The sequence below is a fragment of the Celeribacter persicus genome, assembly GCF_003050785.1.
Taxonomy (GTDB): domain Bacteria; phylum Pseudomonadota; class Alphaproteobacteria; order Rhodobacterales; family Rhodobacteraceae; genus Celeribacter; species Celeribacter persicus.
The window spans coordinates 150,812-173,647 of record NZ_QAOH01000002.1 but is presented as its reverse complement, the minus strand read 5'-3'; the positions used below and the strand labels follow the sequence as shown (position 1 = coordinate 173,647).

The 22,836-nt window shown below is 62.6% G+C and carries 25 protein-coding genes; 11 read left to right on the top strand and 14 right to left on the bottom strand.

Annotation, left to right across the window (positions count from 1 at the left end; genetic code table 11):
• The first annotated feature begins 24 nt into the window (after nt 1-24).
• The 3 genes from prfA to C8N42_RS03870 all read left to right on the top strand — a co-directional run bounded on the left by prfA (nt 25) and on the right by C8N42_RS03870 (nt 2,900).
• Entirely contained in the window at nt 25-1,074 is a 1,050-nt protein-coding gene (prfA, locus tag C8N42_RS03880) for a peptide chain release factor 1 (protein WP_107815229.1), read from the top strand.
• Nucleotides 1,071-1,925 carry a peptide chain release factor N(5)-glutamine methyltransferase gene (gene prmC / locus C8N42_RS03875; RefSeq protein ID WP_107815228.1) on the top strand — a complete coding sequence of 285 codons (855 nt, stop codon included), beginning with the start codon at nt 1,071-1,073 and terminating at the stop codon, nt 1,923-1,925. The genes prfA and prmC overlap by 4 nt, the downstream gene beginning before the upstream one ends.
• A 369-nt stretch (nt 1,926-2,294) precedes the next feature.
• On the top strand, nt 2,295-2,900 hold the full coding sequence (locus tag C8N42_RS03870; RefSeq protein ID WP_107815227.1) for a DUF4167 domain-containing protein: 606 nt from the start codon (nt 2,295-2,297) through the stop codon (nt 2,898-2,900).
• A gap of 200 nt (nt 2,901-3,100) precedes the next feature.
• On the opposite strand, the gene C8N42_RS03865 is transcribed toward C8N42_RS03870, so the two are convergent.
• From C8N42_RS03865 to C8N42_RS03830, 8 genes are all read right to left on the bottom strand, one after another.
• Nucleotides 3,101-3,580, bottom strand: coding sequence for a helix-turn-helix transcriptional regulator (locus tag C8N42_RS03865; protein ID WP_107815226.1), 480 nt, complete (start codon nt 3,578-3,580; stop codon nt 3,101-3,103).
• Nucleotides 3,581-3,584: 4 nt separating this feature from the next.
• Nucleotides 3,585-4,007, bottom strand: a complete 423-nt coding sequence (locus tag C8N42_RS03860; protein WP_107815225.1) for a VOC family protein — start codon at nt 4,005-4,007, stop codon at nt 3,585-3,587.
• Nucleotides 4,008-4,010: 3 nt separating this feature from the next.
• Nucleotides 4,011-4,853, bottom strand: coding sequence for a 16S rRNA (adenine(1518)-N(6)/adenine(1519)-N(6))-dimethyltransferase RsmA (gene rsmA / locus C8N42_RS03855; protein ID WP_107815224.1), 843 nt, complete (start codon nt 4,851-4,853; stop codon nt 4,011-4,013).
• Nucleotides 4,853-5,845 (bottom strand): 4-hydroxythreonine-4-phosphate dehydrogenase PdxA, encoded by a 993-nt coding sequence (gene pdxA / locus C8N42_RS03850; protein WP_107815223.1) that lies wholly within the window; start codon nt 5,843-5,845, stop codon nt 4,853-4,855. The genes rsmA and pdxA overlap by 1 nt, the downstream gene beginning before the upstream one ends.
• Before the next feature lie 20 nt (nt 5,846-5,865).
• A complete protein-coding gene (locus C8N42_RS03845; RefSeq protein ID WP_245889956.1) occupies nt 5,866-7,155 on the bottom strand; it encodes a peptidylprolyl isomerase in 1,290 nt (429 codons plus the stop codon).
• 169 nt (nt 7,156-7,324) lie between these two features.
• A complete protein-coding gene (locus tag C8N42_RS03840; protein WP_170109188.1) occupies nt 7,325-9,490 on the bottom strand; it encodes an LPS-assembly protein LptD in 2,166 nt (721 codons plus the stop codon).
• Nucleotides 9,491-9,494: 4 nt separating this feature from the next.
• Nucleotides 9,495-10,592: an LPS export ABC transporter permease LptG gene (gene lptG / locus C8N42_RS03835; RefSeq protein ID WP_107815221.1), complete on the bottom strand. Its 1,098-nt coding sequence runs from the start codon at nt 10,590-10,592 to the stop codon at nt 9,495-9,497.
• Nucleotides 10,589-11,704 carry an LptF/LptG family permease gene (locus C8N42_RS03830; protein ID WP_107815220.1) on the bottom strand — a complete coding sequence of 372 codons (1,116 nt, stop codon included), beginning with the start codon at nt 11,702-11,704 and terminating at the stop codon, nt 10,589-10,591. The genes lptG and C8N42_RS03830 overlap by 4 nt, the downstream gene beginning before the upstream one ends.
• A gap of 182 nt (nt 11,705-11,886) precedes the next feature.
• Here C8N42_RS03830 and C8N42_RS03825 point away from each other — a divergent pair, with 182 nt between their 5' ends.
• Nucleotides 11,887-13,353, top strand: coding sequence for a leucyl aminopeptidase (locus C8N42_RS03825; RefSeq protein ID WP_107815219.1), 1,467 nt, complete (start codon nt 11,887-11,889; stop codon nt 13,351-13,353).
• A 6-nt stretch (nt 13,354-13,359) separates the two neighbouring features.
• Complete coding sequence (locus C8N42_RS03820; RefSeq protein WP_107815218.1) at nt 13,360-13,818, top strand: DNA polymerase III subunit chi; 459 nt, start codon at nt 13,360-13,362, stop codon at nt 13,816-13,818.
• A 66-nt stretch (nt 13,819-13,884) separates the two neighbouring features.
• On the opposite strand, the gene C8N42_RS03815 is transcribed toward C8N42_RS03820, so the two are convergent.
• Genes C8N42_RS03815 through C8N42_RS03805 form a run of 3 tightly spaced genes read right to left on the bottom strand, consistent with a single transcriptional unit; the run spans nt 13,885 to nt 16,998 of the window.
• On the bottom strand, nt 13,885-14,454 hold the full coding sequence (locus C8N42_RS03815; protein WP_342747962.1) for a retropepsin-like aspartic protease family protein: 570 nt from the start codon (nt 14,452-14,454) through the stop codon (nt 13,885-13,887).
• A gap of 60 nt (nt 14,455-14,514) precedes the next feature.
• The gene (locus C8N42_RS03810; protein WP_107815216.1) at nt 14,515-15,141 is read right to left on the bottom strand and encodes a MarC family protein; all 627 of its coding nucleotides are present in this window, start codon (nt 15,139-15,141) and stop codon (nt 14,515-14,517) included.
• Between the two features lie 3 nt (nt 15,142-15,144).
• A complete protein-coding gene (locus C8N42_RS03805; protein WP_107815215.1) occupies nt 15,145-16,998 on the bottom strand; it encodes an ABC-F family ATP-binding cassette domain-containing protein in 1,854 nt (617 codons plus the stop codon).
• Between the two features lie 144 nt (nt 16,999-17,142).
• Here C8N42_RS03805 and ndk point away from each other — a divergent pair, with 144 nt between their 5' ends.
• Nucleotides 17,143-17,565, top strand: coding sequence for a nucleoside-diphosphate kinase (gene ndk, locus C8N42_RS03800; protein WP_107815380.1), 423 nt, complete (start codon nt 17,143-17,145; stop codon nt 17,563-17,565).
• A 97-nt stretch (nt 17,566-17,662) separates the two neighbouring features.
• On the opposite strand, the gene C8N42_RS03795 is transcribed toward ndk, so the two are convergent.
• From C8N42_RS03795 to kdsA, 3 genes are all read right to left on the bottom strand, one after another.
• Entirely contained in the window at nt 17,663-17,839 is a 177-nt protein-coding gene (locus C8N42_RS03795) for a YqaE/Pmp3 family membrane protein (protein WP_107815214.1), read from the bottom strand.
• A gap of 79 nt (nt 17,840-17,918) precedes the next feature.
• A complete protein-coding gene (locus tag C8N42_RS03790; protein WP_107815213.1) occupies nt 17,919-18,257 on the bottom strand; it encodes a TfoX/Sxy family DNA transformation protein in 339 nt (112 codons plus the stop codon).
• 81 nt (nt 18,258-18,338) lie between these two features.
• Nucleotides 18,339-19,181 carry a 3-deoxy-8-phosphooctulonate synthase gene (gene kdsA, locus C8N42_RS03785; protein WP_107815212.1) on the bottom strand — a complete coding sequence of 281 codons (843 nt, stop codon included), beginning with the start codon at nt 19,179-19,181 and terminating at the stop codon, nt 18,339-18,341.
• 221 nt (nt 19,182-19,402) lie between these two features.
• Here kdsA and C8N42_RS03780 point away from each other — a divergent pair, with 221 nt between their 5' ends.
• The 5 genes from C8N42_RS03780 (at nt 19,403) to modC (ending at nt 22,834) form a co-directional block, all read left to right on the top strand.
• Entirely contained in the window at nt 19,403-19,630 is a 228-nt protein-coding gene (locus C8N42_RS03780; protein WP_170109187.1) for a DUF1127 domain-containing protein, read from the top strand.
• 173 nt (nt 19,631-19,803) lie between these two features.
• Nucleotides 19,804-20,211 (top strand): winged helix-turn-helix domain-containing protein, encoded by a 408-nt coding sequence (locus tag C8N42_RS03775; protein WP_245889955.1) that lies wholly within the window; start codon nt 19,804-19,806, stop codon nt 20,209-20,211.
• Nucleotides 20,212-20,277: 66 nt separating this feature from the next.
• Entirely contained in the window at nt 20,278-21,042 is a 765-nt protein-coding gene (gene modA / locus C8N42_RS03770; RefSeq protein WP_107815210.1) for a molybdate ABC transporter substrate-binding protein, read from the top strand.
• A 14-nt stretch (nt 21,043-21,056) separates the two neighbouring features.
• Nucleotides 21,057-21,749, top strand: coding sequence for a molybdate ABC transporter permease subunit (gene modB, locus C8N42_RS03765; protein WP_107815378.1), 693 nt, complete (start codon nt 21,057-21,059; stop codon nt 21,747-21,749).
• Nucleotides 21,749-22,834, top strand: a complete 1,086-nt coding sequence (gene modC / locus C8N42_RS03760) for a molybdenum ABC transporter ATP-binding protein (protein WP_107815209.1) — start codon at nt 21,749-21,751, stop codon at nt 22,832-22,834. Before modB ends, modC begins: the two co-directional genes overlap by 1 nt.
• Nucleotides 22,835-22,836: the final 2 nt, after the last annotated feature.

The following is a 22,836-nucleotide window of genomic DNA, read 5'->3' as shown; positions in this document are numbered from 1 at the left end:
GTTTTCAGCGCAACAGATCGCCTCATGATACCTCAAGACCGTCTCCAGCAGATTCTGCAACGTTTCGAATTCCTTGAAGCCGCCATGGCGCAGGGGACAGGCGATATTGTCGCTTTGGGCCGTGAATATGCCGGGCTCAGGCCGGTGGTGGCGCAAATCCGCGCCTACCAGACACTGAGCGAGGATATTGCGGAGGCCGAGGCGATGCTGTCGGACCCGGAGATGAAGGCGCTGGCGGAAGAGGAACTGCCAGAGTTGAAAGCACGGTTGCCGGAGGCGGAAGAGGCGCTTCAGATCGCACTTTTGCCGAAGGATGCCGCCGACACCGGTTCCGCGATCCTTGAAATCCGGCCCGGCACCGGGGGCGATGAGGCATCCCTGTTCGCGGGCGATCTGCTGCGCATGTACCAGCGCTATGCCGAGGCGAAGGGCTGGCGCTTCGATATCATCGAACTGGCGGAGACCGAGCTGGGCGGCATCAAGGAAGTGATCGCCAATGTCGAGGGGGAGGGCGTTTTTGCCCGGCTGAAATTCGAAAGCGGCGTGCATCGGGTGCAGCGCGTGCCGGAGACGGAGAGCGGCGGACGGATTCACACCTCTGCGGCGACTGTGGCGGTCCTGCCGGAGGCGCAGGAGGTGGATATCGAGATCCGACCCGAGGACATTCGCATCGACACCATGCGCAGTTCCGGCGCGGGCGGGCAGCACGTCAACACCACGGATTCGGCGGTGCGGATCACGCATTTGCCGACCGGGATCGTGGTGACCTCCTCGGAAAAATCCCAGCACCGCAACCGCGAGATCGCGATGAATGTGCTGCGCGCACGGCTTTACGATGCGGAGCGGCAGAAACTCCACGCCGAACGCTCGGCGGACCGCAAATCGCAGGTCGGCTCGGGGGATCGTTCCGAACGCATCCGCACCTATAATTTCCCGCAGGGCCGGATGACCGATCACCGCATCAACCTGACGCTCTACAAACTCGATCAGGTGATGGGCGGCGATCTCGACGAGATGATCGACGCGCTGATTTCGGATCATCAGGCGGGCTTGCTGGCGGAGATGGCGGGATGACGGTTCAGGCCGCGCTCATCGAGGGCACGAAACGGCTCGCGGAAGCGGGGATCGAAGGTGGCGCCCGGGATGCGCGTTTGCTCATGGCGCATGTGCTGGGCGTGGCGCCGTCGCGGCTTACGCTGGTGATGCCGGATGCGATCCCGGAGGGGGACCGGGCGGCGTTCGAGGCGGCGATTGGGCGGCGGGTGAGGCGCGAACCGGTGTCGCATATTCTGGGCTACCGGGAGTTTTACGGATGGCGCTTCAAGGTGAGCGGCGATGTGCTCGACCCGCGCCCGGAGACTGAGATTCTGATCGCAGAGGCTTTGTCCCGCCCATTCAGTTCCGTGCTCGATCTCGGTACGGGATCGGGGGCTATTCTTCTGACATTGCTTGCGGAACAGGTTCTGGCCAAGGGGCTCGGGACCGATCTGTCCGAAGCTGCCTTGAATGTGGCGCGCGCGAATGCCGAAGGGCTGGAGCTTGCCACGCGCGCAGGTTTTCAACAGGCCGATTGGTGGGACGGGATCGAGGGCCGGTTCGAATTGATCGTGTCGAACCCGCCCTATATCGCTCTTGATGAAATGCCCTCTCTCGCCCCGGAACTGGCGCATGAGCCACGCATGGCGCTGACGGATGAGGCGGACGGGCTTTCGGCCTATCGCGCGATTGCCAAAGGCGCGCGGACACATCTCGCGCCACGCGGGCGATTGATCGTCGAAATCGGCCCGACGCAGGGCGCTGCGGTGTCGGACCTGTTTCTGGCCGAGGGGCTGAAGGGCGTGCGGGTAATCGCCGATCTCGACGGGCGTGACCGGGTGGTGCGGGCGCAGGCCCCGAATCCGCATCCGCGCAATGCCGCGAAATAGGAAAACGACAGGCCTTTTCGCAATCTCTTCCCGGTTTCTTGCCGGTCTTAGCGGATTGGTAGCGCATTTGCGCCAAATACGGCCCAAACAGCGAGAACTCTGCGGTTTCGCGATATTTTTCCGGCGAAATGCCGCAAAATGGTACCGGTAACGTGTAAAAACTGCTTGTAATGCCTGATAAGACAAGGTTACAGAAAGGTGCGCCAGACGGGAGGTTGCTCCCCGACGCAGTTACCCTGCACAGCTTTGACGTTGAGGGCTCCCGACAGAGCGGGAGCGCATTGGGACAGACAAGCCAGCTTCAAAAGCCGGTCCGAGAATCCGGCACACAGGCTCGATTAACGAGATATAGGCTCGAAAGAACACCGTATGAGATCCTCGAAAAACCGTTCGCGGTCCAAGAACAACCGCAACCGTTCCGTTGGCAATATCGTCAACCGTGTCTTCGACAGCTCCGGCCCCGAGGGCAAGGTGCGCGGCACGCCGCAACAGATCATCGAGAAATACAACCAGCTCGCCCGCGATGCGCAGCTCTCGAACGACCGTGTGGCGGCCGAGAACTTCCAGCAGCATGCGGAACATTACCTGCGGATGCTGGGCGAAGCGCAGAAAGAGATGGAAGCGCAGCGCGAGCAGCAGGAGCGCGAGCAACAGGAACGCCGCGATCGTCAGGAGGCCGAGCGCGCCGAACGTCAGCGCCGGCGCGACGAGCAACAGGCGCAACAGGTTGTGGGCGAAGGCGACCAGCCCGATCTGGTCTTTGTCGAGAGCGAGACCGGTTCCGAGAACTCCGATACGGGGCTTGTCGAGACGCCAGAGGATCAGCCGAAGCCGAAAAAACCGCGCGCTCCGCGCAAACCGCGCAAGACCAAGGCCGAGAAAGAGGCGGAGGCCGCTGCCGCCGCACAGGATGCAGGTGAGACGCAGGCTCCCGCAACCACGTCGAGCGATGACACCACGCAGGCTGCCGAATAAGCGTTTTGTAAGGTTCGAAACAAAGAAACCCCGCCTTTCGTGCGGGGTTTTTACGTTATGCAACCTCGGGCGAAGCCGGGGGTGACACTAGAGCGCTTCACATTAAATCTGAATCACAGATTTAATGTGAAGCGCTCGCACCGCTCATACGATGCACTGCGTTTTGCTTTTTCCCTGTTTCAGATAAAAAGCAAAACGCTTTAGATCAGCGAATCGATCAGCACGGACATCAGCTCTGCCCGGTTGCGCGTGCCGGATTTGCGATAGATCGCATTGAGATGGGCCTTGATCGTGCCTTCCTTGTTGCCGCGCAGTTCGGCGATTTCCGAGATGGAAAAGCCCTTCACGAGAAAGCTCGCGACATCGCGCTCCGACGGTGACAAGCTCCACATCTCGAAATGGCTCTCGATCACCTCGAACACGGCGCGGGACGCTTCTTTCAGGCTGTCTTCAAGTCGGGCCTTGCGCTGCATGAGGCTCAGGATCATGCGCACTTCCATCAGGATTGCGAGCACAAGCGTGCCGGAGGCCAGGGCTTCGACCAGGAGATGCGAGGTGGGCTTGCCGCCGATCTCTCCCAAGTCCGTGATGACATCTAGGAGAAAAAACAGAGCGCAGAAGCTCTGAGTGGCGATCAGGGCGATCAGGGCAAACGGAGAGGTGGCGAGGGTATTGCGCATGAACTTATGGCGCGATGCCGAAGCTGGCGGTCAGCTCATTGCGATGCACGAAATGGATTTTGTTGCCGGACGGGTCACGCAGGTAGGCGCCGTAATAATCGGGTGCGTAATGCGGGCGCAGGCCCGGCGCGCCTTCGTCCGTGCCGCCATGGGCGAGGCCTGCGGCGTGGGCACGGTCGACGGCTTCACGGGACGGTGCGACGAAGGCCAGAATCGTGCCGTTGCCGGAACTTGCGGGGGCCTTGTTGAAGGGTTCGGAGACGTAGAAGCGCGGGTAGGGTGCTTCGGATCGGACCCAGCAGCGGGCCTCCGGCCCGCCATCCGGTTCGACCACCCTCTGATGCATGCCGATCTCTCCCAGAACCGCGTCGTAGAACCTGACGGCCTTGTCGAGATCATCCGCGCCGAGTGTGACATGGGAGAACATGATTTATCCTTTCGCCATCTCGCGGGCCAAAGCACACCACCCCTCGATGGGAATCTGTTCGGCGCGGTCCGTGGGTTTGATCCCCGCCGCCGTGAGCCGGTCTTCGATGTCGGGAGCGAGGCCCTTCAACGAGGCGCGAAGCATCTTGCGGCGCTGGTTGAAGCCGGCGGCGACAACACGTTCGAGCATTTTGGGGTCGGCCTCGAAACGCGGCGCGGGCAGGGCGTCGAGATGGACCACGGCGGAATGGATTTTCGGTGGCGGGCTGAAAGCTTCCGGCGGCAGTTCCATGACGATGCGCGGCGTGGTGCGCCATTGCGCGAGGATCGCAAGCCGACCGTATTTTTTGGATCCCGGCTCGGCGACGATGCGCTCGGCCACCTCGCGCTGGAACATCAGCGTGAGAGAGGCCCAATAGGGCGGCCACTCAGGCGGGGTCAGCCAGCGCACCAGCAGCTCGGTGCCGACGTTATAAGGCAGGTTGGCGACAATGCGCACCGGGGGCGTCAGACGCTCCAGCGGGTCGATTTCCAAAGCGTCGGCGTTGATCACTTCGAGACGACCGGGATAAGCGGCGGAAATTTCCGATAAAGGCCCCATGGCGCGGCTGTCTTTCTCGACGGCCAACACTTTGCGTGCCCCTTCGGCCAGAAGCCCACGGGTCAGACCGCCGGGACCGGGACCGACTTCGAGCACGTCGCATTGGCTCAGATCGCCCGCCTGACGTGCGATTTTCGAAGTCAGGTTGAGATCGAGCAGAAAGTTCTGGCCGAGGGATTTCTTGGCCACAAGCCCATGATGTGCAATCACTTCGCGCAGTGGCGGCAGTCCGTCAACGGTGGCCATCAGCGTGCCTTCCGGGCGGTCAGCGCCATGTCCTGCGCCATCTTGAGCGCGGCGATCAGACTCGACGGGTCTGCCACGCCCTTGCCCGCGATGTCGAAGGCGGTGCCGTGATCGGGCGAGGTGCGGATGAAGGGCAGGCCGAGCGTCACATTGACGCCGCCGGAAAAGTCGATGGTCTTGATCGGGATCAGCGCCTGATCGTGGTAGGCGCAAAGGGCGACGTCATAGCCCGCACGGGCACGGCTATGGAACATGGTGTCGGGCGACATCGGGCCGGTGAGATCAAAACCCTGCGCCTTGAGCCGGTCGATCAGCGGGATCATCCAGTCGATCTCTTCCGTACCCATGGCCCCGCCTTCGCCCGCGTGGGGATTGAGACCGGCAATCGCGATGCGCGGATTGGCATAGCCCCAGTAGCGGTCCATGTCGGCGGCGGTGATACGAATGGTCTCTTCGAGCAGTTCGGGGGTGAAGGCCTCGGGCACATCACGCAGCGCGATGTGGATGGTCACAGGCACGACGCGCAGCTCGGTACAGGCGAGCATCATCACCACACGCTCCACGCCGCCGAGATGGGCGAGGAATTCCGTGTGACCGGGGAAGGCATAGCCCGCGCCGTCTTTCAGCACCTTCTTGTGAATCGGTGCGGTGCAAAGTGCCGAGGCCTCGCCAGTCTGCACGAGCGCCGTGGCGCGACGGATCACGTCGATCACGCTTTGGGCGTTGTCGAGATCGGGCTTGCCGGGGCGCACCTCCGCCGGGAAGTCATGGTGCAGCACGGGCAAGGCGCCGGGCGCGATCCCAAGCGCCTCGGCGGGGCTGGCGATCTCCTCGAACAACGCATCTTTCGGCAAGTGGCACGGATCGCCGATCCAGAAGAATGGCACCGTCCCGGCCAACAGCTTGGCCGCTTTCACAGCCAGTTCGGGACCGACCCCTGCCGGTTCGCCACAGCTCAGGGCAATGGGGGCTAGGGGATCAGTCTGGCTCATGTCGATGTCTCGCGTGGCTCTCAGGGGATCACGATATTGGCGTCGGCGCGCATCTCGGCAAGGAAACTGTCGGCGAGCGCCCCGATGCGCTGCGATTGCAACTGTGTGCGCACGGCGTCGCGATCGGCATCGGCGGCCGCGGCATAAGAGCGTCCGCACATCATCAGGAAAACAAGCGTCTGCCCGTCAGTGCGGGTCAGTGCGGTCGAGACCTCACCGGGATCGAGCTTCGCAAGCTCAAAAGCCACATCGTTGGGGATTTGGCTCACCGGGAGGGTGTCGATTTCGAGCACGCTTTCGGGCTGTCCCTTGGCAATACCATAAAGATCGTCGCAAGTGTCGACGCTGGCTTTCACCTCGGCGGCGCGTTTGAGCGCGGCCTCGGAACGTCCGCCCGCGATATAATAGGCGGCATATTCGATGGCATCGGCCTGCGGTGTCGGCGCATTGGTTTCGGCAACGGAACGCAGTTGGAAAATGCCGATGGCATTGCCAGTGGACAGGGGCGCGCTGACTTCGCCGGGTTTCAACCCCATGACGGCGGCGCGCAGCGGCGGCGGCAGATCGCCGACGGACACCCAATCCATCCGTCCGGCTTGCTCGCGCGAAGGGGCGACGGAGTATTGAGAAGCCGCCGCGGCAAAGGCCGGGATCGAGGGATTGGCGGCGATCTGTTTCGCCAGTTCGGCCGATTTCGCCGCTTCTTCGGGCGTGCGGGCGGGCAGGAAAAGTTCGGACAGGAGCACGCGCAGCCCGCCGGAAGGGCCATTGCTTTGCAACGCCTTGTCGATTTCGGCCTCGGAAACCTGCGCCTTGGAGGCAAAACGGGCGCGGGCGTATTCGCGCCAGACCAGGCCAGAAGCGACGAAATCGCGTACGGTCTGAGCGGCGACACCGTTGCGGGCCATCAGGGACAGAAACTGTTCCGGTTTCAGATCACCACGGGCGGCGAATTCGGCAATCCCGGCGGCAACCTGTTCGTCAGTGAGTTGGAAGCCCACGCGATCGGCGGCTTCCTGTCTCAGCCGCTCGTCGATCAGCGCGTCAAGCGTGGCGGCGCGGCCTTTGGCACCGCCCAGGACCGAGAGCATCTGCATGCGCTGGTCCAGTTCGTAGCCGGTCACGACCTTGTCGTTGACATAGGCGACGGGCGCGAAAAGGTTCTGGGCCGAAGCGAGCCCGGGGAGGGCGAGCGCCAGGCCGAGAATTCCGCCCCGGATCATATGGCCGCAGAGCCCGGTGGCCTGTGCCGATTTGAGCAGACGGTTTTTTGCCATGGCAAGAAGATCAGCCCCGATTTTGCGTGTCATGCTCACTCCCATGCCCACTTTCCCCTCGCCCCCGTTTCGGGGCTTTGTTCAGATGTCGGTTTCTTTCTAAGGGGTTTCGCGGTCCGGGCCAAGCGGATTGCTTGTGCGCAGGCGGCAGGTGCAGGGGGAATATCCCGATTGTGAACGCAGCACTCGGGCACGGCACGGCTCAGAAGGCGCATGAGCCGGTCTTTTGCGCCCCCGTGCCAAAGGCGCCGAAACCCACGGAAAACGCCACACGCGTGGTCGGATCGAGGGAATCGGTGTCCCAATAGCGCCGCGTCAGTTCGAGCTTGAGCCGCGTGCATTCGTTCTGGAATTGCAGCCCGAGACCCGCACGGGTGGCTTCGTCTTCGTTGAAATCGTAGAGATATTGTGCCGTGGCGCTCCAGTTCTGTGCGAGTTTCACCGATCCGTCGAAGCCGAATTCGTTGAGATCCGTGTCGCGGTCTTCATAAGCGTCGGCGATGACATAGGCATAGCTCGATCCGATCGAGTAGCGCGGACGGCTCAGGTCGAGACGGGTCTCCCATTTGGTGATCTCGGCATCCTCGGTGACGAGTGCGCGGGTGTTTGCGGCAAAGCCGTTCGCAAAACGCAGCCCCGCCCCCAGAAGCCAGTCGGAGCTTTGACCGGAAAGGCCGGAGGATACGGAATAAGCGTCATGGTCTTCGAGGTTGAGGACACGACCGAGGGTGAGCCCATAATCCGCGCGTTCGCCGTAATGGGAAAAGCGCAGGCCGGCGGCGGCGGTCAGTCCGGTTTCGCGCCGGTCGGCACCGGGAAAGCGCGCAAGCGTCAACAGATTGCCCTCGTCGAATTCGACGAAACGCGAATCCGTATTGGGCACATCGCCGCCGGTGGTATCGGCCCAGCCGAGTTGCAGGAGCGGTTCCAGAAGCTCGGAAGCGCCCGAGGCGGTCACCCGCGTGAGCGGCCAGCTCAACCGGGTCTCTGCGCTGCCGGTCAATTGCGTAACATGGTTTTCATAGGCGGAATATTGCTGCTGCACATAGCCATCGACATACAGGGCGGCGGCGTTTTCGAGTTTCAGCCCCGGTCCGAAGACCGCCGAGCCGCTCCAGCGCCCTTCGGCGCCAAGGCGCAGCACGTCATAGCCCTCGATATCGGCTTCTGAGTCGCGGTAGGACGTCGAGGCGCTGAGCCCGAAGCTGAGTTGACCGGGCAGGCGTGCGGGCTGGTAGAGATGTTCATAGCTGAACTCGCCCAGCAGGAAGGGCAGCGTGTCCTCTATCACCACATCGGCGTCGCGCAGGCTGCGGGAATAGACGAATTGCCCGCCGATCGCCTCGTCCTCGCGATAGCGGCTGACCGTGACCTTGGAGGGCAGGTAATCGCCGTCGTAATAGCCGTAATCGAGCAGATAGGCGATGTCGGACGTGGCGCGCAGATCGAAGCCGAGGTTCAGCCCGTTGTCGAGCCGCCAGTTGCCTTCGGCAAAGAGATAGGCGCGCAGCCCGTTGCGGGTGTCGTCCGAGCTGATCGCACCGTTCAGTTCGAGATCGCCGTGCACAAAAGCCTGACGATAGCGCAGGTTCAGTGTTGTGGTGTGGGTCGCGAGATAGGGCGAGACGGTAAGGTCGCGGTGATCTCCCAAAGTGATGAAATAGGGAATCTCGATGCCGGTACCCAATGTCGAATCGGTGCGGATTTCCGGGATGAGAAAGCCGTTGGTGCGTTCCACCGTCGGGTCGGGGACCCGGAAACGGGGCAACCAGAGCACCGGAATATCGACGATGCGCAGGTGCGCGTCGGTGAAATAAAGCTGACGGGTCTCGTTGTCGTGGATCACTTCGCTGGCACGGATTTCCCACAGCGGCACCGGGCGTCCGACGCAGACCTCGCAGGTCGAGGCCACGGTTTTTTCGAGCCGGGTATAGCGTCCTTCGACCACATCGAGCCGGGCCGCGGCCAGTTGCATCTGGCGGTCGATCACCATGCGCGCGGACATCAGAAGACCGTTTTTCAGTTCGGTGTCGATCTCCGCCGAGGAGGCGAGAATCTCGGTCTCTCCGCCCGATTCGGTCAGGCGGATCGGGCCGTCTATGGTGAGTGCGCCGGTTTCCTGATTGTAGGTGATGCGTGTCGCGGTCAGCCTTGTGTCACCGCGCAGCACCTCGACCGCGCCGGTCGCGATCAGAAACGTACCGTCGAAGCTGACACTGTCGGCCATGAGGGCGGATGGCGGCTCGGAATTGCTCTGCGTCATTGCCGGGCCACCCACGACCAGAGCGGCGCTCAGGGCGAAGGCCGTAAGCGGGGCGCGCAACGGGCGCGCGAAGCGGAAAAGAGGGGCCGGGCAGGCTGCGGTCATGTCCCTATCCATCCTCCAAATGCAACAGAAGGGCAAGAGAAGCGAAGATCACGGCAAGCGGCGGTGCCCAGGCGGCCAGAGAAATCGGCAGCAAGCCGTTCTGTCCCATGACGATGGCAAAGGAGCGCAGGAAATAGAAGCCGAAGGCCAGCAGCAGCGCGATGACGACCCGCGAGGAGGTGTTGCCGAGCCGTGTGTGGCGCATGGTGAAGCCAGCGGCGATCAGCACCATGGCGACAAAGGTAAACGGCAGGGCCAGCTCGCTTTGCAGCCACATGCGATAGGAGCGAGCGGAAAAGCCGGCGACTTCGAGCTTGTCGATATAGCTGGTCAGCTCCCAGAAAGGCACGGATTCGGGGGCGCCGAAACGGTCGCGGATTTCCTCAGGCGTAAGCGAGGTGGTAAGCGTGAGTTGGTCGTGCACGGTGGCGGCCGCCTCAGGGTTGGCGGCCCCTTCCAGCGGCCAGCGTTTGGCTCCGGTCAAAAGCCATTGCCCGTTCTCGATCTCGGCGCTTTGCGCTTCGATTCGGTAGAGCGGGGTGCCATCCGGTGCGAATCCGACGAAGCTCACGTCCTGCAATTGCGAGCCGTCGAGATTGGAGCGCGTGGCGCGGACCACCATCTGGCCGCTCGGCGTGCCTTCGCGCAGCCAGAGCCCTTCGTCGGAGACGGAAAACACTTGAGCCTCGCCTTTGCTCATGACGGTTTGCTGACGCTCGTAGGCGCGTTCGGTGGTGGCGGCGATCGGGTTGAACACGGCGACGCTGAGTGCACCGAACAGGAAGGCCACGGTGATCGGCGGCACGAGCGAGCGCATGGCGGAGCGCCCCGCTGCGCGGGCGACAACCAGTTCCGAGGAACGCGCGAGGCCGAGAAACAGCACCAATGTTGCGATCATCACGATAATCGACAGGATTTCATAAAGCGTGCGCGGCACCCGTAGAAGCGCCATGTGCAGCACTGCCGTTCCGCCAACATTGAGATCGGCGAGATCACGCAGTTGATCGAGGCTTTCGACCATGAGGATCAGCCCGGCGAACATCGCCAGCACCATGAGAAGCGCCCGCAGGAAACGCCGGGCGAAATAGAGATCGAGCCTCATGTCGGCATCTCCCCGGCGGCGCGGTCCTTGCGGCGGCGCAGGCGTGGGTGGCCAGCCTTCCACATCAGCCCGAGCGCCATGATCACAGCCAGCATGGAGGCGAGATAGCGCAACGGCCAGAGTCCGGGATTGCGGTCGATCGCGCCGCCAAAACTGTTGTCGAGGGATTTCACGATGACCAGCAACACGATGGCGAGAAGGATCTGCCGCCAGAGCCCGAAGCGCGAGAACCCGCCGATCAGCAAGGCCGCAAAGCCCACGAGACAGATGACGACGCCCTGCACGGCCTTGTTCATCCGTTGGGTCACCTCGGCGACGATCTGCATCGGACTGCGGTTGAGTTCCGCCTCTAGCGCGGGCGAGGCCATGAGCAGGGTGAGGCTGTCGGTGGAGCGGATCGAGCGCGGTTGTGTTTGCGTATCTCCAAGAAGACCGGCGAGACTATAGGTGAAGGTGTCAAAGCGGGTGACGGAGAGGCGCTGTTCGGCGATCTCGTAGGTCTGACTCATGCCGTCGAACATCAGAAGCATCGGCCCGGTGTCGTCTTTGACGATCAGGGCGCGCGAGGCCATGAAGCTCTGGCGCTGGTTTTTTTCGCGGCTGTTGGAGAGATAGACGTCCTCAAGCTCGCCCGCCGCGGTGATGTTGCGCACGTAGAAGGTGATGCCCTTGACCGGGTGGACGAAGGAGCCCTCGGTCAAAAGCCGCGCGGTGATGTCCTGAGCGATCTCGGCGCGACGCAGGTCCAGTTCGCGCTGCGACATCGGCACCAGAAAATGCGCCAGAACCGCGACCATCAGTCCGACGATGATGCCGAAGATCAGGACAGGGCGGGCCAGACGATAGGGCGAATATCCGGCGGCCTGCACCACCACCAGTTCCGATTCCGACGACAGCCTGTTGGTGACATAGACGACGGCGGCAAAGGCGGCGATTGGCAGGAGGTTCACGAGAATCGTCGGTAGAGACAGAAGCGTGAGGCGCAGAAAGGTCGAGGCGGATTGCCCGTCGCCCATCAGCCAGTCGAGAAGCCCCACCGCCTTGTTTACCCAGAACACCAGCGCCAAAAGCAACGAAAAGAATCCGAACAGCATCAGCAGTTGCTGAAGCATGTATTTGTCGAATCTCCCCAAACCACTGGTCCCGATACTGGCGTTTATGTTCGGGCGGACTTTATCCGCAGCGCGCGCGGGGAGAAAGCCGAAAACCCGTGCGAAAGGCGTAATCTCGCACTGGTCAGTCCGGGACGGGGCCGCTACCTATGAGGGAACCCGAGTTGAACAAAGGAATTGCCATGACCGCGCTTGCCCAGATCACCGTGACAGACATCGACGTCGAGGCCATTGCCACCGCCCCTGGACGGGTGGCTGTAATGGTGACGCCCGATGGCAAAATGAGCCCGGCGGCGCGGCGGATCAACCGGCTCACGAAGGGCGCTTTGGCGCGGTTCGTCGAAAGCCCGGCCTTCGAAAAGCTGAAAGAATCTGAGGCGAAAGACCTCGCTTATCCGGTGGGCATGGCGGCCTCTGCCGTACAGGTGGTGAAACTCGGTCATCAGGCCTCTGTGGAACTTTGTCGCAAGGCCGGGGCCGCCATCGGCGCGGCGCTGGATAAGGACGGCGCTCTGGTTCTGCCGGGCAGTCTCAAACGTGTGGAGGAACTGGCGCTCGGGCTGATGCTTCGGAACTACAGTTTCACCGCGCACAAAACCCTGGAAGACGCCCCGGTGACCCCGGAGGTGACGCTGGCGGTGGCGAAACCCGAAACAGTGGATCTTGGGACGGTGACGGCACTGGCCGAGGGGGTGTTTTTTGCCCGCGATCTGGTCTCCGAGCCCTCGAACGTGCTGAGCACCACGGAATTCGCCGCGCGCCTGATCGAATTGGAAAAGCTTGGTGTCAAAGTCGAGGTTTTCGAGGAAGACCGTTTGGCCGAGCTGGGCATGAACCTGTTGCTCTCGGTCGGACAGGGATCGGTGACGCCGACCAAGATGGTGGTGATGCAATGGCAGGCCGGTGGCGAGGAGCCGCCTTTGGCGCTTGTCGGCAAGGGTGTGGTGTTCGACACCGGCGGGATTTCCCTGAAACCCGCCGCCGGGATGGAAGACATGACCATGGACATGGGCGGGGCTGCCACTGTGTCGGGCGTGATGAAATCGCTTGCCCTGCGCAAGGCTCCGGTGAATGTCGTTGGTCTCGTCGGGCTGGTCGAGAACATGCCCGACGGTCAGGCGACGCGTCCGGGCGATGTGGTGAAATCCATGAAGGGCGACACGGTCGAGATCATCAACACCGATGCCGAGGGGCGTCTGGTGCTGGCCGATGTACTCTGGTACGCGCAGGATCGTTTCGCGCCGACGGCCATGGTCGATCTCGCCACGCTTACGGGCGCCTGCATGGTGGCTCTGGGGCAGGAAAACGCCGGTGTGTTCTCCAATGACGATGGTTTCTGCAACACCTTCCTGAAAGCCGCCGAAACCGAGGGCGAGGGCGCGTGGCGTCTGCCGATGGGGCAGGGCTATGACGATCTTCTGAAATCCAACGTGGCCGACATGAAAAACGTCGGCACGCGCTGGGGCGGGGCGATCACGGCGGCACAATTCCTCAAACGTTTTGTGAAGGATGAGACGCCCTGGATTCACCTCGACATCGCGGGTGTGGCCTCGGTCGCCTCCGGCACGGCTCTGGCACCGAAAGGTGCGACCGGCTGGGGCGTTCTGGCGCTCAACCGGATGATCGACGAAATGAACATGAAGGACTAAGGCCTTATGGGCGCAGTCTATTTCTACCACCTGACCCGCGCGCCTCTGGCGGAAACGCTGGCCACGCTTTCGGAGAAATCCCTTTCCGCAGGCTGGCGCGTGGAGGTGCGCGGACGCTCCGACGAGATGCTTCGGGCGCTCGATCAGGCGCTCTGGCTGCGCGAGGGGTTCCTGCCGCATGGCATGGCGGGCGGGCCGCATGACGCGGATCAGCCCGTGCTGTTGACCACCGGGGCGGGCGGCAATTCACCCGCCTGTGTGATGAGCGTCGGCGGGGCCGATTTGAGCGCCGGGGAAATCGCGGCACTTGATCGCGCCTGTATCCTTTTCGACGGGCACGATGCGGAAGCGGTGCAACACGCGCGGGTGCAGTGGAAAACCCTCACCGACGCGGGAACTGAGGCGCAATACTGGTCCGAAGAAAGCGGCCGGTGGGAGAAGAAGGCGGAGAGCAAGAAGGGCTGACCCGCCTTCTTTTGTCCCCAAATATCCTGGGGTGAATTGGCGCCAGCCAAGAGGGGCAAAGCCCCTTTACCGCGTCAAAATCAGCTTGTTCTGCCTGATCTCGATGCGTTCGTAACGTTGCAGGTAATCCATGCCCAAAAGCGAGCCGAACAGCTCGCCATCGGTGACATAGGCCCGCACGCGGCCGTCGGTGATGCCCTCGATCTCCAGCGTGTCGATCCTCACCGCCGCCGTGCGCACCGATCCGTTGGCGGTCTGCGCCCGGCCGGTGAAGGCGAGATCGTCCACGTCGATACCGGCGCGTTTGGCGTCCTCCATCGAGAGCACTACGTTCGAGGCCCCCGTATCCACAAGGAATTCGACCGGCGCACCGTTCACCTCGGCCATGACGGAGAAATGCCCGGAATGATCGCGGTCGACGGTGACCATGCCGTCGCCCATGCTCATTTGCGCGGGGGCAAGCCTCGGACGAACGTCCTGCCAAAGCCCCACCGCAGCCAGCGCGCCGATAAAGATCAGCGCCCAGAGCACGGCATGCCGCACCATCTGGCCCATGCGCTTGCGATTGGCGACGACGTAATAGAACCCGACCGCTCCGAGGAGCAGCGAGAGATAGAGAATGCGGGCAGTGTCCATCTGATCCATTGGATATAGATAGGATCGCCCGCGTGGTTTGTCAGTGGGACAAATTGCGTTTCAGGCCGCAAAGAACAGCGCTTTGATGCCGTCGGCCACGAATTGCACCGACAAAGCGGCCAGCAGCATGCCCATGAGACGGGTCACCACATTGATGCCGGTCGCGCCGAGCACGCGCTCCATGACGTTCGAGAGGGCGAAGAACATGAGGCAGACAGCCAGAACCGCGATCAGCACGCCGAGCATCATGAGCACCCCGGGGACGCCCTCCGCCTGATCAATGAGCAGGATCATCGAGGTGATCGCACCGGGTCCGGCGAGCAGGGGCGTGGCGAGCGGGAAGACAGACGGGTCCTCGACCGGCTGATGTTCCGGGTGCTGGGCGTGTTCCTCGCGGCGCTTGCTGCGTTTCTCGAAGAGCATTTCGAGCGCTGTAAGGAACAATAGAAGCCCGCCCGCGATGCGGAAGGCGGGCATGGAAATGCCCACGAAGGTGAGCACATGATCGCCGAACAGCCCGAAGAGCGTCAGGATGCCGAAGGCGATCAGCACCGCACGCAGCCCTATGGCACGACGGTGTTGCGCGCTCGCACCTTGGGTCAGCGCCACGAACAGGGGCGCAAGACCGATCGGGTCGATGATGACGAAGAGCGTCATGAAGGCGGTGATCAGAACCTGAAGCTCCATGGCTTATCCTTTGCCTCCGGCGGATTCGAGCTTTTCGAGCGCGGCCATCCAGAGCGCCTCCGCGCGGTCCATCGCCTCCGAGACCTCGGCATATTTCTTTTGCCAGACGACGGCGGCCTGTTTGTCCTCGTAGAGATCGGGATTGGCGAGTTTGACCTGTAATTTCTCGCTCATCTCGGTGAGTTTTTCCACCCGATCTTCGCATTTGCGAACCTCGGAGCGCAACGCCATCAGCTCTTCGCGGGTGGCTTTTTTCACCTTCGGCGCGGGTTTTGCCTTGGCCTCTTTCGGCTTCTCATCGCCCTGGATCAGGAAGCGGCGATAGGCTTCGAGGTCTTCCTCATAGGGTGTCACGCGACCGTCTTTCACAAGCCAGAGCCGGTCGGCCACGAGCGAAAGAAGGTGCATGTCGTGCGACACAAGGACCACCGCGCCAGTGTATTCGGTCAGCGCCTCGACCAGCGCCTCGCGGCTTTCGATGTCGAGGTGGTTGGTGGGTTCGTCGAGGATCAAGAGGTGCGGCGCATCGAGCGTGGCCAAGAGCAGCGACAGGCGGGCTTTCTGGCCGCCCGAAAGCCGCCCGACCTCGGTCTCCGCCTGATCCGCGCCAAGGCCGAAGCCCGCGAGGCGGGCGCGCAGTTTCGTGGGCTCAAGGTTCGGCAAGGCCCGGCGCAGGTGCTGAAGCGGCGTCTCGTCGAGATGCAACTCGTCCACCTGATGCTGGGCGAAGAAGCCGACGCGGAGTTTCTTGTGTCGGGTGATATCGCCACCCATGGCAGGGAGGCGGTCGGACAACAGTTTGGAGAGCGTCGATTTGCCCTCGCCGTTGCGACCGAGCAAAGCGATGCGGTCATCCTGGTCGATGCGCAGATCGAGCCGTTGCAAAATCGCCTTGCCGTCATAGCCCACGGAACCGCCCTCGATCCGCAGGATCGGTGGGGAAAGCTCCTCGGGCGTCGGGAAAGTGAACACCATGCGCGCGGCGTCTTCGGGTGCTGTGATGGTTTCCATTTTTTCAAGCATCTTGACGCGGGACTGCGCCTGTTTCGCTTTCGAGGCTTTCGCCTTGAACCGGTCCACGAAGCTTTGCAGGTGGGCGCGGTGGGCCTCCTGTTTCTTCGCGGTCGCCGCCTGAACCGCACGTTGGGCGGCGCGAGTGCGGGCGAAATCGTCATAGCCACCGGTGTAAAGCGTGAGCTTCTTGCCTTCGAGATGCAGGATCGCGCCGACGGCGCGGTTCAGAAGCGCGCGGTCGTGGGAAATCAGCAGAACCGTGTGCGGATATTTGGCGAGATAGGTCTCAAGCCACAAAGCGCCTTCGAGGTCGAGATAGTTGGTCGGCTCATCGAGCAAAAGGAAATCGGGCTGCGAAAACAGCACGCCCGCCAGAGCCACCCGCATCCGCCAGCCGCCGGAGAAGGCCGAGCAGGGCATCAGGATTTCTTCGTCGTTGAAGCCAAGCCCCTTGAGGATCGAGGAAGCGCGCCCCTCGGCGGACCATGCGTCGATGTCCGCGAGACGGGTCTGGATTTCCGCGATCCGGTGCGGGTCGGTGGCGGTCTCGGATTCGGCCATCAGGCTCGCGCGTTCCTTGTCCTCCGCGAGCACCGTGTCGAGCAAGGAGACCTCATTGCCCGGCACCTCCTGCGCCACGCCGCCGATGCGGGCCCGCGTCGGGATTTCGATGGACCCGCCTTCAAGGACCAGATCGCCCCTGATAAGCCGGAACAGCGTGGTCTTGCCCGCGCCGTTGCGGCCCACGATGCCGACCTTGTGGCCGGTGGGGATGGTGACGGACGCTTCCTCGATGAGGGTGCGGCCTTCGACGGAATAGGTGATATCGCGGATTTTCAACATGCCGCTCCCATGCCTGAGCGCGCGGGCAAGGTCAATCACCGCTTTTCAAACCGCTTTGCCCGTGTTATCCGGCGCGCAATCTTCGGGCGTGGCGAAAATGCGCGCCTGTTTCCATTGCAAATCGAGATCCAAGAGGCTTTTCCCATGGCGATCCAGCGTACCTTCTCCATCATCAAACCCGACGCCACCAAGCGCAACCTGACCGGCAAGATCATCGCCAAGTTCGAAGAGGCCGGCCTGCGCGTCGTGGCGTCCAAGCGCATTCAACTGTCGCTGGCTCAGGCTCAGGCGTTCTACGCCGTGCACAAGGAGCGTCCGTTCTATGATGAGCTTTGCGAATACATGATCTCCGAGCCGGTCGTGGTGCAGGTCCTCGAAGGTGAAAACGCCATCGCAAAAAACCGCGAAGTCATGGGCGCCACCAACCCGGCCGACGCCGCCGAAGGCACCATCCGCAAGGAATTCGCTCTCTCCGTGGGGGAAAACTCCGTGCACGGCTCCGATGCCCCGGAAACCGCCGCCGAAGAGATCGCCTTCTTCTTCTCCGGCATCGAACTGGTCGGCTAAGCGTTTCATCGCATTTGAGTTTCCGAAAAGGCCGTTCTTCGGGGCGGCCTTTTCCCTTGAGTATTTGCGCCAAGAAGAAGACGGAGCGTCTCTGGCGTCAGACCCTCCTTTCTTCGGGTGTACGGGCGATGATCCAGACGGCGTGAACGATGCCCGGGATATAGCCCAGAAGCGTCAGCAGAATGTTGAGCCAGAAGTGTTTTCCAAAGCCCACCTGAAGGAACACGCCCAAGGGCGGCAGGATCACGGCGGCGATGATGCGGATGAGGTCCATGTCTCTCTCCTATCCTATGCAATTGCTTTGAAGAGAAACGTGAGGGTGGTGGGGAAAGTTCCGTGCGGATGCCCGGAATCTATCGCCTCAGCCCTGTGCCGATCTCGTTGAGCACGGCCTCGATGCCCAGCGACACGGCGCTGTCATCTGCCTGAACCGAGGCGACGATGGCGTCGAACCGGGCGCGCAGATCGTCCTTTTCCTTGCCTCTGCAATCGTTCCACGGGCGGCCCTGAAGCCCCATGACGATGCAGTAATAGCCGATGAAATGGGGACGGCTGCCATTTGCGAGCAAACGCCGGTACGCTGCGTCCGGCCCCATTTTTCGGAGTTCCTCGGCGGAAGTGATCCCGGCCCGTGCGAAACTTGCGTCCGAGGCGGGACCGAGGTTGCGGATCGAAGAGACAGGCGAGGACATGAGCTTTCTGCGGGGTAATTGGCGGTATCCGCAACTGTTCCGCAGCGCATGGTTCAGGTCAAGTGGTCCCGACAGCCTGGCTCAGATCACGCCCGGTTTCACAACGCTGTCGAGCGCGTGCAATGTCGCCAGAAGCGGACCGAGGTCTTCGATCCGGAGCATGTTCGGCCCGTCCGAGGGCGCGTTATCCGGGTCTTCATGGGTCTCGATGAAGAGGCCCGCGACGCCCACGGCCACGGCGGCGCGTGCGAGCACCGGCACCATGGTCCGGTCGCCGCCGGTCGAGGTGCCTTGACCGCCCGGCTGTTGCACCGAGTGCGTCGCATCCATGATCACCGGATAGCCGGTTTCGGCCATGCGCGGCAGGCCGCGGAAATCGCTCACGAGCGTATTATAGCCAAAGGAGGTGCCGCGTTCGCAGAGCATGATCCGCTCGTTGCCGGTGGAGGCGAGCTTGGCGGCGACATTGTCCATGTCCCAGGGGGCGAGGAACTGCCCCTTCTTGACGTTGATCGCCTTGCCCGTCTCGCCAGCCGCGAGAAGGAGATCGGTCTGGCGGCAGAGAAACGCCGGGATTTGCAGCACATCGACCGCTTCGGCGGCCATGGCGCAATGTGCGGGCTCATGCACGTCGGTGATTACCGGGCAGCCAAATTCCTCGCGGATCTTCGACAGGATGGTGAGGCCTTTCTCGGCACCCAGGCCACGTTTGCCCGAGAGAGAGCTGCGGTTGGCCTTGTCATAGGAGCCTTTGAATACAAAGCCCGTGCCGGTGGGCGCGCAGGCCTCGGCGATTTTTTCGGCCAGCATCCGGGCGTGATCGAGGCTTTCGAGCTGGCAAGGGCCCGCAATCAGCCCGAAGGGATGGGCATTGGAAAAGGTCACGTTTCCGATGGCGACGGTCTTGGCGGGCTGCGTGCTCATGACGGGCTCCTTTGGAACAAATCTGGCCTCCTATCCCATGAAGCGGGGGCAGGGTGCAAGTATGTTGGTTTTGCGCAGCCTATGCGTTCAGTGCATGGCGGGATTCGCCGTATGGCGTTTCTCATTTTGCGCTAACAGGAATATATTTATCGCATGAAATGATCTCAAAGCGCTGTGATTGGCTCTCCGATCCTACGCAGGCTCATACAGGAGTACAGGATATGGCCACACTTACTCATACTTCCGGCATCGCCCAACCGCTTTTTGCACGCCTTCACGACCGTCTGGATGCGTTGCGCACCACGATTGCACATCGCCGTGCCCAGCGTGCCGAAGCCGATCAGGTCTATCGCGAATTGTCCCTGATGACGGATCGTGAATTGTCGGACATCGGTATTTCGCGCCATGTGATCCGGGACATCGCCCGCGAAGCCGGGCGGCTGGTCTGACAGAATTCTTTCCTGCGTCGCACGCTCCTCCCAATGATGCGACGCCCAGGCCCCCGCTGGATAACCTGCGGGGGCTTTCGTATGCATAACCGTCTTGTCGGACGCCAGACAGTCGTGTGTCGTCTGGATGCTCCGATCTTGCGCGGTGGTGCGGGCTGAGGCACAACGGGAGTATGAGCGATGCGACACCCCTTGATGTGCCCCCCTTGGGCGACGACACGCGGCTGCGGCTGCGCATTCATTTCGGCGACCGGCTGATGCTTGGTCCGGGCAAGGCGGATTTGCTTGAAGGCATTCGCGACACCGGCTCGATTGCCGCCGCCGGGCGGGCGATGTCGATGAGCTACAAACGCGCCTGGTCTCTGGTCGAGGACATGAACGCGGCCTTCAGGGAGCCGTTGGTGGCTTCCGCGCGGGGCGGCACCAAGGGCGGCGGAGCGCATCTGACGGAGACCGGCGAGGCGGTTCTGGCGCAATACCGGGCGATTGTGGCGGAGACCGAGGTGGCGACAAAAGCGCGGATTGCTGCGATCCGGGGCATGCTTGTCGAGTCGACTAGCGATATGTCCAAAGGAAAATAACGCTTGCCTTGCGTGAGGGCTGTTGCGATATGTTTTGGGAAACATATCCAAATTCACGGAGCTTCCATGTCCTTTTCCTTTGCGCGCCACGCTTTGGCGCTGGCCGCCGTTCTCGCCCCCATCGCCGCCCATGCCGATGAAATCACCGTCTTCGCCGCCGCCAGCATGACCAACGCGCTGGCCGAGATCGAAGAGAATTTCGAAGCGGAAACCGGGCACAGCCTCGCGATTTCGCTCGCGGGGTCCTCCGCGCTTGCGCGGCAAATCCAACAAGGCGCGCCCGCCGATATTTTCATTTCTGCCAATCCGGGCTGGATGGACACGCTGGAGCAAGAGGGGCTTTTGGAGCCGGGCACACGGTTCGACCTTCTGAACAATTCCATCGTACTGATCGCCGCCGGAGATGCCGATCCGGTGGAGATCACCCCCGATCTCGATCTGGCGGCACTTCTGGGTGAGGGGCGTCTCGCCATGGCGCTGGTCGATGCGGTGCCCGCCGGGATTTACGGCAAGGCCTCGCTCGAAACCCTCGGGCTTTGGGATGATGTGGAGGCTCAGGTGGCGCAGGCCGACAACGTGCGCGCGGCGCTGGCGCTGGTCGCCACAGGAGAGGCCCCCTATGGTATTGTCTACGCGACTGACGCAGCCGCGGAAGAGGGCGTGACGGTGGTCGGCACCTTCCTGGCTGACAGTCACCCGCCAATCGTTTACCCTGCCGCCGATCTGGCGAACCGCGACGTGCCCGCCGAGGCCGAGTTCCTCGACTATCTCAAGGGAGACGAGGCGCGCGCGGCCTTCGAGCGTCAGGGCTTCGTGGTGGTCGCGAACTGAAGGGGACGCTTTTGCTGGACTGGTTGGGACCGGAGGAATGGGCGGCGGTGGCCCTGTCTCTGCGCGTGGCCTTCTGGGCCGTGGCGGCGAGTCTGCCTCTGGGCATTTTCACGGCATATGCTCTGGCGCGCTGGTCCTTTCCGGGCAAGCAACTCCTGAACGGTATCGTGCATTTGCCGCTGATCCTGCCGCCTGTGGTCACGGGTTATATGCTGCTTCTGACCTTCGGGGTGAAAGGGCCTGTCGGCGGATTGCTGAATGAGATCGGGATCGTGTTTGCCTTTCGCTGGACCGGTGCGGCGCTCGCCGCCGGGGTCATGGCCTTTCCGCTCATGGTCCGGGCGATCCGGCTGTCGATCGAGGCGGTGGATGTAAAACTCGAACAGGCAGGGGCCACTTTGGGGGCCTCACCGCTTTGGGTGTTTCTGACCGTGACCCTGCCGATGACGCTGCCGGGCATCGTGGCAGGGGCTATTCTGGCCTTTGCCAAGGCCATGGGGGAGTTCGGTGCGACCATCACTTTCGTCTCAAACATCCCCGGCCAGACCCGCACCATCCCCTCGGCGATCTATGCCTTTTTACAGGTGCCGGGCGGGGAAAGCTCGGCGTTGAAACTGGTGCTGGTTTCGGTCACCGTTGCCATGGCGGCGCTACTGATCTCGGAAATCCTCGCCCGGCGCGTGGCGGATCGGGTGGGGGGCAAGTGATGCTGTCGGTCGATCTGCACCACGCGTTTTCTGGCTTTACGCTGGATGCCCAGTTTGAGGCGCCGCCGGGGCTGACCGTGCTGTTCGGGGCATCGGGTTCGGGCAAAACCACGGTGATCAACGCGGTGGCGGGGCTTCTCATGCCCGACCGGGGCCGGATCGCGGTGGGGGATTGGATGCTTCTGGATACCGGGCGAGGCGTGCGGCTCAAACCGCATCGGCGGCGGCTGGGCTATATCTTTCAGGAAGCGCGGCTTTTCCCGCATCTGAGCGTGAAACAGAACCTGAAATACGGTGCGTGGTTTGCGCCCAAAGATGCCCCGCGCGAGGATATGGGGCGGGTGGTCGAGCTTTTGGGCATCGGACCCTTGCTGGAACGGCGTCCCGGTGCGCTGTCGGGCGGAGAGAAACAACGGGTGGCCATCGGGCGAGCGCTTTTGTCCGCGCCGAGGCTGATCCTTGCCGATGAACCTTTGTCGGCGCTCGATGAGACCCGAAAGGCGGAGATTCTGCCCTATTTCGAGCGGCTCCGGGACGAGGTGGACCTGCCGATCCTCTATGTCAGTCATTCCGCCAGCGAAGTGGCACGCCTCGCCACCACCGTCGTCGTGATGGAGGACGGTAAGGTGGTGCGGCAGGGGGCGGCGGCGGAGATTCTGGGCGATCCGGATGTGCTGCCGATGGGCGCGCGGGAAGCGGGGGCGGTGCTGACCGTCACGGTAAAAACGCATCACGCCGACGGGCTGACGGAGTTGGACGCGGGCGGTGAGCCGCTGTTCCTGCCGCAGATCGCACAGGGGCCGGGGCACAGGGTGCGGGTGCGCATCGCGGCCCATGACGTGATCCTGTCGCGCAGCCGACCCGAGGGGCTGTCGGCACTCAACATCCTGTCGGGCGTGGTGCATCAGGTGCACAGGGGGGAGGGCGCGGTGATCGTGGCCATCGACACAGGCGCGGGGCGGGTGCTGGCGCGGATCACCTTGCGCTCGGCGCAGGCGCTTGAACTGGCTACCGGCGTCGCAGTCCATGCCATCGTCAAGACGGTCTCCGTCGCCTCTTCCGACATCGGGGCGGTCGGCGGGTAAGT